This window comes from Pseudomonas paralactis, from assembly GCF_001439735.1.
In the GTDB taxonomy this organism is placed as follows: domain Bacteria; phylum Pseudomonadota; class Gammaproteobacteria; order Pseudomonadales; family Pseudomonadaceae; genus Aquipseudomonas; species Aquipseudomonas paralactis.
On sequence record NZ_JYLN01000002.1, the window covers coordinates 850,917 to 861,888 of the forward strand.

The following is a 10,972-nucleotide window of genomic DNA, read 5'->3' on the forward strand; positions in this document are numbered from 1 at the left end:
GCCTCAGGAATGATGCGCAGTTTTGTGACTGACAACCCCTCGTCCGGGTCACGCCTGGCGCAAATTAGCTTGAATCTTTGGGGCGCACAGCCTGTCCACACACTATAAGCCCCACAGTATGAGGATTGGCCATGACTGAATCACGACGTCCCTACGGCGCAACCCAGCCGGAACCGATCGACGACAACGAAGACCGCATGGGTTCGATGCGCGAGCTGGATTTTGACGAGCAAGACCAGACTGCGGAAATCGGCGATGAAATCCCGCGTGCCGAGCGCGAGCATCTGATGCCCGACGAACGGGTGCGCGAAGCCGGAATGACCGGGGCTTCGACCGATGATCATGAATCCACCGATGACGATATGAGCCCGGAAACGCTGATCCGTGAGGACGGCGCGCGGGATGCGCGCGAGGAAGGCGACGACAACGCCGCCGACTATGACTTGAGCGTCGTGGGAGAAAATGACATTGGCGGCGGGAGTGGGCTGGATGAGGCGGAACTGGCTGATCTGGACCCACTGAACGGCAAGCGCTGACCCTCTGGGAGCTGGCTTGCCTGCGATGGTATCACTGCGGTGTTACTTAAAGACCGAGGTGCCTGCATCGCGGGCAAGCCCGGCTCCCACAGAGGCTTTGCACATAGGGCCTTTGCCTTTAGTCGACCAGGGTGCACGCCATCACGACTGCATCTTCGCGGCCACCCACAGCGGGGTAGTAATCCCGGCGACGGCCGATCTCGTTGAAGCCATAACGCTCATACAGGCGAAACGCGCCGGTATTGCTGTCCCGCACTTCGAGGAAGCACTCCCGGGCATTGGCCGCATAAGCACGGGACATAAGGTGTTCCAGCAGCGCCAGGCCCAAACCACGGCCCTGGTTTTCCGGTTTAACGGTGATGTTCAGCAGGTGTGCTTCATCAAGAATGATCTGCACCACCCCATGGCCCACTTGCTGCTCGCCTTCGAACATCAGCCAGATCTGGTATTTGCCCAGCCCGTCGAGAAAGATCCCCCGCGTCCAGGGATGGCTAAACGCTGCGTATTCGATTTTCAGCACCGCGTCGAGGTCAGCCTCGGTCATCGGGCGAAAGGATAAAGCCTCACTCATCAGTTGTTTTCCAGCGCGCCATCAGCCGGCGCATGGCTTGCCAGACATCAGCCTTACGCTGTGGCTCTTCCATTAATAATTCCAGGCCCGGCAGGGCCCATACCGAACCCAGGCTATCGACCTGCAATTCGCGGTACCAGGCCTCGGCATTGGCTTCACCGGCAAACCGCACGGCGGGCAAGCCGATCAGCCACAGGCACACGCAGGGTTCGTCTTCCAGGCGCGCCGAGACAAAGCCCTGAACAAAATCCCGCGCAGCTTCCGGGCCCTGATCCATGGTGCCGCGTACCAGCAGCGGCCAGCGCACCGGCTCACCGATGATTTGCGGGCTGTCGGGCAGGCCGGCGGCGCGCAGCATGTCCTTGAGCAACAGGTAAGCCGGGTCACGGGACTGGAAACGCTCGCCGGTCGGCAGTTCCACCAGCAACAGGCAACGCCCGGCCCGCAGCAATTGCAGGGCAAAACGTGGCGGCGGGATCACTGGCGCCTTGGCCACCGGCGCAGACTCTTCGACCACCTTGGCAGCCTTGGTCACCGGCGCAGGGCGCGGCACTTCGATCCTGGCCCGTTCGACCACCGGGCGCGCCTCAGGGGTGGGCTTGACCACCGCCACGGGCGCGGCCGCTTCCTCCCCCGACGACTCGAACGCCTCGTAGGGCTCAAGCGCCTGCAACAACTCGGGCCGCGATGGTGCGGCAAACGGCAGTTCGGTGCGGGGCAGCCAGTTGACCACCTGCATGGCGGTCAAGTAAGCGCGACGTCGGGACTCGATAAGCACAGCTCGGCCACTTGTGGATAAGTAAAGAGCGGGGATTCTACCGCTGTTCAACCACAATCGCCCACTGCGCACTGACCGGCTGTGGATAAATCCCGCGCGTGATGCAGTACAATCGCGACTTTTAATCGCCAACCAGCCGGCCATTCCCATGATCGAACCCAAGCGCGTCCTGCGCGCCCTCGCCGAACACTGGGCCTTACTTGAGCCTCTGTGCGAACACTTCGACCAAGGCACCCTGAGCCTGGCCGAGCTGCGCGCACAGTTGGCCGCCCAACAACTGGACAGCACGCCCCAGGACATTACCAGCCTGCTGGACGTGTGGATTCGCCTGGATATCCTGGTGCCTGTCGCCAAGAGCCCGAACCGTTTCGAGCTCAACGCGCAGATCCACGACTTCCTCGCCTATCTTCGCAAGGAGCACCGGCTTGGCCTGTGCCTGGAAATCGAAGCCTACCTGCGCCACCTGGAGCGCCTGGCCGGTTATATCCAGGACGCCTTCGACATCCGCGACGGCCATGACCTGGCCCGGCAACTGCGCTTGCTGGATATGCGCGTGCGCGACGTGCTGAAAAAACTCGCCAACGACGAACAGGCCCTCGCCGCCGTGGCCGATCGCGCCAAGACCAGCGACCGCCAGATTCCGTTGCGCCAGCGCTACGCCGAAGTATTGGCGACCTGGGACGAATACGTCGAGCCGATGATCCAGTTGGTGAACGCCGACGGCGCCTTCGAGCAAGGCGTGCGCAAGGTGGAAAACGTGCTGCTGCGCATGCTCACCGAGCAACAGCGTCTCGGCCACCTGGTGGACGACGACATGCTGCTGCGCACCCACGCGCGCATCCTCGAAATGCAGACCAGCGCCCAACTGACCTTGCGCCATGCGCGGGAGTTGCTGCTGCCGCTGCGCGAAGAAGCACGCCGGCATAACGCAGTGACTCGCGGCGCGGCGCTGGCTTTGTCAGCGATCCGCCGCAAAGGCCTGGACGCGGTGCCGCAAGCGGCGATGCCGATGTTTACCCGACCGCAAAGCACCTTTTTGGGCAGTGCCAGCCAGGTCGAGGCTTATGTGTATGCCCTGGCCAATTTCGAGCCGAAACCGGCGCGATTCCCCAAGGCGCACAAATCCCACAAGGGCGAAGCCCCGCGCGCGCCGCGTACGGTCAAGGAAATGCTTGAGCGCTGCGAAGACGCGCTGCCAATGCCGGACCTGATGACCTGGCTGCTGGAGCAGGAGCCGGACGGTGCCACCGACGAGTTGCTGTACTGGTTCTCGCGCCTGTCCCGGGAAAAACGCTTCAAGCGCGAGCGCCTGGAACGTCGCGATTACCACACCCACGAGCACCAGGTCAGCCTGCGCTCTTTCGCCCTGCTCCCGGCCGGCGTTGACGCCCCCGAGAATTCTGCGAGCACCCCTTATGCATCTTGATCTATCCGAACTGTCCCAGCTGGCGCCGATTTTTCGCGAGCTGTTCAAGGGTTACCACGTCAGCCGCCGCGACCCGGAGCTGTACGCGCAGCTGTCGAACTTCCAGGACCAGTACCGCACGCTGTTCAAGGCCCTGGGCTTTGAGCTGGTATGCGATACCCGCGGTTTCTACTACTTCGTCCCGGACTCCGCCGTGGCTGCTGCGCAGGTCAACAAGACCGCCCAGCGCCTGGCCTTGTTTACCTTCATCATCGTCGAGCACCTGGCCGACCAGGGCCGCGACCCGGTTGCCGTGCTTGACGGCGGCAGCCTGGGGCGCGACGAATTGCCTTCGTTGCTGGAGAAGTACCGCGACCTGTTTATCCAGGCCGAAGTGCAGACCCAGGAAGAACTCGAAGAAAAAATCATGCGCCGCATGACCCAACTGGGTTTTGCCAGCGAAGACAACGGCATCTACCGCTTCCTGCCGCCGATGCACCGTTTCCTCGACGTGTGCCTGTCGGTGCAGCAGGACCGCGACCTTGCCGCCAGCGTGCACAGCGTATTGCCGCTGCCGGTGCCGGTGATCATCGACCAAGACAGCGATGAAAAACTGCTGAAGACCGATGACCCGCTGGACCTTAGCGCCTTCGATGAAGAAAGCGAAGAAGACGCCCTGGCCCGTGCCATTGCCGAAGAACAGGAAACCGACGCATGAGTAAGGAACGCTACGGCATCCGCCGCTTCGCCCTATTGAACACCGCCGGCTACAGCCTGGGCTTGTTCCCGCTGGAAGAGCCGCTGTCGGTGTATGGCGCGAACAACCTGGGTAAATCCGCGTCGATCAACGCCTTGCAGTTCCCGATCCTGGCGCGCATGTCGGACATGAGTTTCGGCAAGTACACCCTGGAACAATCGCGGCGCTTTTACTTCGCCACCGACACCAGCTACATCCTGGTGGAAGTCTCCCTGCCCCACGGCCCGCACGTTATCGGCGTGGTCGGACGCGGGCCGGGCGGCGGTTTCGGTCACCAGTTCTTTGCCTATGCGGGCAAACTGGACCTGGCTCACTACCAGAAAAACGATACCTGCCTGCGCCAGAAAGAGCTGTTCACCAACCTTGAGCGCGAAGGCCTCAAAGCCTACGAACTCAAGCCCGATGAACTGCGGCGCTTGCTGGTGGGCGGCCATACGTCGATCCCGCTGGATCTGACCCTGATTCCGCTGCGCTCCACCAGCGAACAGAGTTTGAAGACGTTCCGCGCGCTGTTTATCAACCTGCTGCACATGCGTGAAATCACTGCGGCCAAGCTCAAGCAACTGTTCCTCGATGCGTTCGAACACAGCCTGCGTTCCGGCAGCGTCGACTACATCGCTGCGTGCGAAGAAGCCTTCCGCGATGTGCGACGCATGGAGCAGGACTACAACTCCCTCGTTGCCGCCGGGCCATTGGTTGAAGCCTTGGCCAATGGCGTCAAACAACGCGACGCCTTGCGCGGCAAACTGCATCGCCTGTCACCGCTGCTGGATTCGTTGCTGGGCACCTGGTCGGACTACGCCAGTGCGCGCAAGGAAGAGCTGACCATCCAGGCCGAGCACTACCGCAACGAGCAGGACGCGCTGCAGAACGACCAGCGGGGCGGTACCCAGGAGCTGATGCGCCTGGAGCGCGAAATCAGCGGCATCCAGCGTTGGTTGGGCGAGTTGTCGGTGCTCAAGCACCGCTTTGCCCTGGTGGATGACGTCAAGGTGCTGGAGCAGCAATTGCTCGCCGCCAAGGATGCTCACGATGAACTGGCGGGCGCATTGGCGCAGTCGCGACAGTTCAGCGCCGAGGACCTGGACGAGCGCCTGCGTGACCTGGAAAAGCGCTTGAAGTCGGTCAGGCAGCAACTCGATCACGCCGATAACAACAGCTACGCCAAGCTGCGCGAGGAGTTCTCGCAACAGGATGTCGAACGCTTGATGCGCCTGTTCAACAGCTCGTTGTTCAGCCTGCCGCTGGGTGAGCACGGCATCACGCTGGACGAGGACGGCCAGTGGGTCAAATCCCTGGAGCAGATCCTTGATGGCTTCAAGGGTGAGCGCTTTGAAGTGCCGGGGCTGTCCATCGACATCTCGCACATCGAGCCGCCTGCGTTGCAGGCCCTGGCTGACCGCGCCGCATTGCGCGATCAGAAAGAGCGCCTGGAAAAAGAACTCAAGCAACTCAAAACCCAGCAGGCCGTGGCGTCCGACCGCGCGGCGAGCAAGACCCAGACCGAAGCGTTGTACCAGCAGGTGCTGGATGCCCAGAAGGCATTGGAAGACTTCCGCCGCACCCAGACCCTGAGCGCCGAAGAAGGCGAAAAACTGGAAAACCTCGCACAAATGGAAGCGGCCCAGGACGAGCTGAAGCGCTCCAGCGATGCCTTTACCGAGCGTGTCCAGCAACTGTCGGCCAAGCTGCAATTGGTCGGCCGTCAGATCGGCGATATGGAAGCCAAGCAACGCACGCTGGATGACGCGCTGCGTCGTCGTCAGCTGTTGCCGGCGGACCTGCCGTTCGGCACGCCGTTTATGGACCCGGTCGACGATTCCATGGACAACCTGCTGCCACTGCTCAACGACTACCAGGACAGCTGGCAGGGCTTGCTGCGCGCTGACGGCCAGATTGAAGCGCTGTACGCCCAGGTACGCCTCAAGGGTGTGGCCAAGTTCGACAGCGAGGATGACATGGAGCGTCGCCTGCAGCTGCTGATCAACGCTTACGCGCACCGCACCGATGAGGCATTGACACTGGGCAAGGCACGCCGTGCCGCGGTGACCGATATCGCGCGTACCCTGCGCAATATCCGTAGCGACTACGACAGCCTTGAACACCAGTTGGCGTTGTTCAACCGCGAGATCAACAAACGCCAGGTGTCCAACCTGCAGAGCTTTCGCATCGTGCTGGCGCCGAACAAGGAAGCCCTCAAGCATATCGACCAGATCATCCACAGTGCCGGTCAATATGAAGAAGGCGAGACGCTGTCGGTGTTCGACCTCAGCCAGAGCGCCGAGCAGGACAACAAGAACGAGGAAGCCAAGGAATACCTGGCGCGCCTCGTTGCGGCCAACCATAACCAACTGGGCCTCAAGGACTTGTTCGAGCTGGCGTTCGAGATCACCAAGGTGCACGGTCAACCGGTGATTCATACCGACATCGACGGCGCCGCGTCCAACGGCACCACCATGACCATCAAGGCGCTGACCAACATGTACTTGTTGCTGCACTTGATGGACCGCGACCAGGCCGGCCGTGTGCGCTTGCCGTACTACCTCGATGAGGCGGCGGACATCGATGAGAAGAACCAGGCCGCCTTGCTGGAAACCAGCTTGCAGCTGGGCTTCGTGCCGATCCTGGCGAGTGTGAAGCCGCAGGTCTCTGCCCAGGTGGCCATCGACCTGGAAGGCGGCAGCGGGCCGAACGGGATCTACATCGATGAGGCGGACTGGAAGTACATCCGTCGCCATGATGTAGTGAAGGCGACGATGAATGTGCAAGCGGACGAGCCGGAGCTGGATGAAGTCTGACGGGTTGTACTGAAAGGCAAAAAGGCCGCGATCTTTTGGATCGCGGCCTTTTTTTCGGCTTGGGATTTGCGGTGTGTTTGTGGGCCTCATCGCGGGCAAGCCCGGTTCCCACAGGGATATGCATTTTCAGCAAGTATGCATTCCAACTGTGGGAGCCGGGCTTGCCCGCGATAGCCGCGCCTCGGTTTATTTACCGAGTGGAATCTTGGGCGCCCAGGTCAGCCATTCATCCTCAAACTTGTCGAACAACGGGAACGTCTGCTGCGGTCGTGCCGGGTTGCCCATGCGCTCGCCATCCGGCGTGGCAAAGGCGATCCCGCCGGCCACCAGCGTCTCCAGGGACTCGGTGCGCACGGTCGCGCCCTTGAACAAACCGAAGTCGAGGCCAAAGCCGCTGGTGTTCCAGAAGCGGCTGCCACTGCGTACCAGAGGCGCGTACTTGGGCTCGATCAGGATATGCACCAGCACACGGTCGGCGGTCTGGCCCAGCTCATAGCCGGTGACCTTGCCCACGGTAACTTCACGATAAGTGACCGGCACGCCTTCTTTGAGCGAACCACGGCGTGCGGCACTCAGCGTGAGGCTCAAGCCTTGCTCCCGATGAACAGCTTCCGGCGGCTGATCCAGGGCGACGAAGCTTTTTTGCGACCCGGCATTTTTCACCGCTGGCTGCACCTCGATGTATTGACCGGTGACCAGGGTTTCAAGATTGGAGGTCTTCATCAGACCCAGCTCCGGCTTGACCACCCAAAACTGGCTACCTGCGCGGGCGATACGATCAGCCACCTGAGTGATACGGGCACGCAGCAATACGGACTGCATGTCGGCGCTCAGGTCGACGCTCTCGACCTTGCCAACGTCGAGGCCTTTGAAGCGCACGGCCGTACCGGGGCGCAGGCCGTCGGCACGGTCAACCTTGATCGTCACCACGGTACCGTGCTGATTCGCGGCGTCGCGGTCGGCGAACAAGCGGAAGCGCGGGATACGGTGTTTCAGGGGAACGTTCGGCTCCGGCGTTTCGAAGGCGATACCCCCAGCCATCAGACTGGCCAGGGATTCGCTTTTGACCTGGATGCCGCCGGTGAGACCACCGGTTAGGGTGACACCGCTGGCGTTCCAGAAACGCGTCGAGCCGTTGACCAGGCCCTCGTACTCTTTCTCGATATGAACGCCGATCACCAGTTGCTTCTTCTTGCGTGAAAACTGGTAGCTCTGCACAGAACCTACCTTGACCTGTTTGTACAGAATCGGGCTGCCGACATCCAGCGAGCCCAGGTTGTCGGTGAGCAGCACCATATGCAAGCCAGGGGAACGCAGGTCCAAAGGCGGCGCCTTGGCGCGAGCCACATACTCACGTTGTGGCGCAGTGCCTTTGTCACCCGGGCGGATCGCGATGTAGTTACCTTTGACCAGAGCCTCCAGGCCGGTGATCCCCGCCAGGGAGATGGACGGCTTGACCACCCAGAATTGCGTGTCCTGAACCAGGTAGTCTTCGGCCAGAGGATCGAGGGTCAACTCGGCGCTGGCACTGGCCAGGTCCGGATCGATCTTCAGGGTTTTCAGGCTACCGACCTGGATGCCTTTGTACATGACCGGGGTACGCCCGGCCTGGAGGCCTTCAAAATCGGTGAGTTTGACCTTGACCTTGATGCCCGCTGCGGCGGCATCAAAGTCCTCGTACAGGCGAAAAGGCAGGCTCGGGTCGGTGGGTGGGCTGTCCTGGCGATTCTCTGGCGTGGCGAAGGCGATACCACCAGCTACGATGCTGGATAGCGATTCGCTGCGCACCTTCACCCCGGAGAGGTTGGCGTCGATACTGATGCCGCTGGCGTTCCAGAAACGTGTGTGCTTGCGTACCAGGCTGGCGTAGGTCGGTTCGATATAGACCTTGATCTCGACGATGCTCTGGTCTTCGGACAACAGATAGCTTTTAACCTGGCCGACCTGAATCTGCTTGTAGAACACCGGGCTGCCACGGTTCAACGAACCGAGGCGGTCTGCCTTGAGCGTCAGGTGCAGGCCCGGCTTGGCGTCGGATAACGGTGGCTCTTCAGAGAGTGCCTTGAACTTGCGCGTAGGCTCTCCGTCACCGGGGCTGGCGGCGATATAGTTGCCCGAGACCAGGGTTTCCAGGCCAGTGATGCCGGCAAGGCTCACGCTGGGCTTGACCAACCAGAAGCGGGTGTTGGTCCTCAGGTACTGCTCAACATCCTTATTCATCTCGATGGTGGCGATTACCCCGCGATTACTGCCCTCGTCATCCAGGGCCAAGGTTTTGACCTTGCCCACGGTCATGCCTTTGTAGACCACTTCGGTCTTGTTCACCTGGATACCTTCGCCGCTCTCAAAGCGGACCTGAATCTCAAGACCTTGCTGGGAATAGGCACGCCATCCCAGCCAGCCGCCAATGATCAGGGCAATCAGGGGCAGTACCCAAATGGCCGACCAATTGGAGGCCGGGCGGGTTTTAGCTTTAGGCAAATCACTCATGGTCGTCGTCCGACTCCGTGTTATCCCAAATCAGTCGGGGATCGAAAGTTACTGCGGCAAGCATCGTCAAGATCACCACACTGGCGAACGCGGCAGCGCCGAGATTGGCCTCGACACTGGCAAGTCGCCCAAAGTTAACGACCGCCACCAGGATGGCGATCACGAAGATATCCAGCATGGACCAGCGGCCAATGAATTCGATAAAGCGGTACATCACAATGCGCTGTTGCGCGGATAGCGGTTGGTGACGCTGCACCGAGAACAGTAGCAGGCCGATGCCTACCAGCTTGAATGTCGGCACCAGGATACTGGCGATGAACACCACGGCGGCGATGGGAAACATGCCGTGCTGCACCAGCTGTATCACGCCGGACATGATGGTACTCGGGTCGCCTTGGCCGAGAGAGTTGACGGTCATGATGGGTAGCATGTTGGCGGGGATGTACAAGATCGCCGCAGTGATGAGCAACGCCCAGGTGCGTGCAAGGCTATTAGGGCGGCGCGCATGGATCAGCGCACCGCAACGAGTGCAGAGTTGCTCATCGGCATCCGCTTCTTGCTTATTGAGCTCATGGCATTCAGTACAAATCAGAATGCCTGCATCAATCGCCCGCATGGTCATCCTCTCCTGACAGCGCTTGCCAGATCTGATGGGGCGACATGACCACCTCAAGCAGAACTTGAACCATTAATAGACTGACGAAGCAGACCAGACCCAGGCCTATCGTGATGGAGGCCATGTCGGCGAGCTTTACGATCGCCACCAGTACGCCCATCAAGTAGACCTCCAGCATCCCCCAATCCTTCATATGGTGGTAGATGCGGTACAGCAACAGCCCGTAACTGCGGCCAATGTTCCAGCGGATGCTGAGCAACACTGCCAATTGGCAGAGCAGCTTGAGTAAGGGGATCCCCATGCTGCACAGGAACACAACGGCAGCAACGCCTTGCATACCGGTATCGAATAAGCCAACAACGCCGCTCCACACGGTGTCCTCCGAGGACTGCCCGAGTAGATTGAGCTGCATGATGGGCAAAAAGTTCGCCGGGATGTAAAGCAGCAGTGCCGCAATGACTAAAGCAAGGCTTCGCTCGACCACATTATGGCGGTGGGCGTACAGCTCGTAGCCACAACGCGGGCACTGGGCCTTTTCGCCGAGGGCGAGCGTTGGCTTGCGCATCAGCAAGTCGCACTCATGGCATGCCACCAGTTCGTCCAGGGGTAAATCCGACACCTCAACGGCATCAACCGGATCGGGCATAGATAGGGCTCTGACTCTAAAAATAGTTAGGTGGCTATTCTAGTGCTCTGGCTCGGAAATAACTGTGCAATTTTGTTGGGCGGTTGAAGGATCACAGGCGTGCGGGGACAAAGTGGACGCTTTTCGACCGCCCAAAACAAAACCCCTGTTTGCGTTAGCAAACAGGGGTTTTGGAATTTAATCTTGACGATGACCTACTCTCACATGGGGAAACCCCACACTACCATCGGCGATGCATCGTTTCACTGCTGAGTTCGGGATGGGATCAGGTGGTTCCAATGCTCTATGGTCGTCAAGAAATTCGGGTACTGAGTCGTGACCAGTTGGCCTCGCTTCAGCAAATTGGGTATGTGATAGCTTTCGGTGTTTTGTGAG

The 10,972-nt window shown here is 60.4% G+C and carries 9 protein-coding genes and 1 rRNA gene; 4 read left to right on the plus strand and 6 right to left on the minus strand.

The annotated features are described in order from the left end of the window. Window positions 1-131: 131 nt before the first annotated feature. Entirely contained in the window at window positions 132-536 is a 405-nt protein-coding gene (locus tag TX23_RS08115) for a hypothetical protein (RefSeq protein WP_057701738.1), read from the plus strand. Between the two features lie 118 nt (window positions 537-654). Here TX23_RS08115 and rimI read toward each other — a convergent pair whose 3' ends face one another. Both rimI and TX23_RS08125 read right to left on the minus strand, forming a co-directional pair. Then, window positions 655-1,107 (minus strand): ribosomal protein S18-alanine N-acetyltransferase, encoded by a 453-nt coding sequence (gene rimI, locus TX23_RS08120; RefSeq protein ID WP_003188286.1) that lies wholly within the window; start codon window positions 1,105-1,107, stop codon window positions 655-657. Beyond that, window positions 1,100-1,846, minus strand: a complete 747-nt coding sequence (locus TX23_RS08125) for a flagellar biosynthesis protein FlhF (RefSeq protein ID WP_057701739.1) — start codon at window positions 1,844-1,846, stop codon at window positions 1,100-1,102. Before TX23_RS08125 ends, rimI begins: the two co-directional genes overlap by 8 nt. 187 nt (window positions 1,847-2,033) lie before the next feature. On the opposite strand from TX23_RS08125, the gene mksB reads away from it, so the two are divergent. Genes mksB through mksF form a run of 3 tightly spaced genes read left to right on the plus strand, consistent with a single transcriptional unit; the run spans window position 2,034 to window position 6,845 of the window. Continuing rightward, window positions 2,034-3,311: an Mks condensin complex protein MksB gene (gene mksB / locus TX23_RS08130; RefSeq protein WP_057701740.1), complete on the plus strand. Its 1,278-nt coding sequence runs from the start codon at window positions 2,034-2,036 to the stop codon at window positions 3,309-3,311. Further along, complete coding sequence (gene mksE / locus TX23_RS08135; RefSeq protein ID WP_057701741.1) at window positions 3,301-4,008, plus strand: Mks condensin complex protein MksE; 708 nt, start codon at window positions 3,301-3,303, stop codon at window positions 4,006-4,008. Before mksB ends, mksE begins: the two co-directional genes overlap by 11 nt. Continuing rightward, a complete protein-coding gene (gene mksF / locus TX23_RS08140) occupies window positions 4,005-6,845 on the plus strand; it encodes an Mks condensin complex protein MksF (RefSeq protein ID WP_005784503.1) in 2,841 nt (946 codons plus the stop codon). The genes mksE and mksF overlap by 4 nt, the downstream gene beginning before the upstream one ends. 186 nt (window positions 6,846-7,031) lie before the next feature. On the opposite strand, the gene TX23_RS08145 is transcribed toward mksF, so the two are convergent. The 4 genes from TX23_RS08145 to rrf form a co-directional block, all read right to left on the minus strand. Continuing rightward, complete coding sequence (locus TX23_RS08145; protein ID WP_057701742.1) at window positions 7,032-9,335, minus strand: PqiB family protein; 2,304 nt, start codon at window positions 9,333-9,335, stop codon at window positions 7,032-7,034. Further along, window positions 9,328-9,951 (minus strand): paraquat-inducible protein A, encoded by a 624-nt coding sequence (locus TX23_RS08150; protein ID WP_057701743.1) that lies wholly within the window; start codon window positions 9,949-9,951, stop codon window positions 9,328-9,330. Before TX23_RS08150 ends, TX23_RS08145 begins: the two co-directional genes overlap by 8 nt. Next, window positions 9,938-10,597 (minus strand): paraquat-inducible protein A, encoded by a 660-nt coding sequence (locus TX23_RS08155; protein ID WP_057701744.1) that lies wholly within the window; start codon window positions 10,595-10,597, stop codon window positions 9,938-9,940. Before TX23_RS08155 ends, TX23_RS08150 begins: the two co-directional genes overlap by 14 nt. 181 nt (window positions 10,598-10,778) lie before the next feature. Continuing rightward, a 5S ribosomal RNA gene (gene rrf / locus TX23_RS08160) occupies window positions 10,779-10,894 on the minus strand. Window positions 10,895-10,972: the final 78 nt, after the last annotated feature.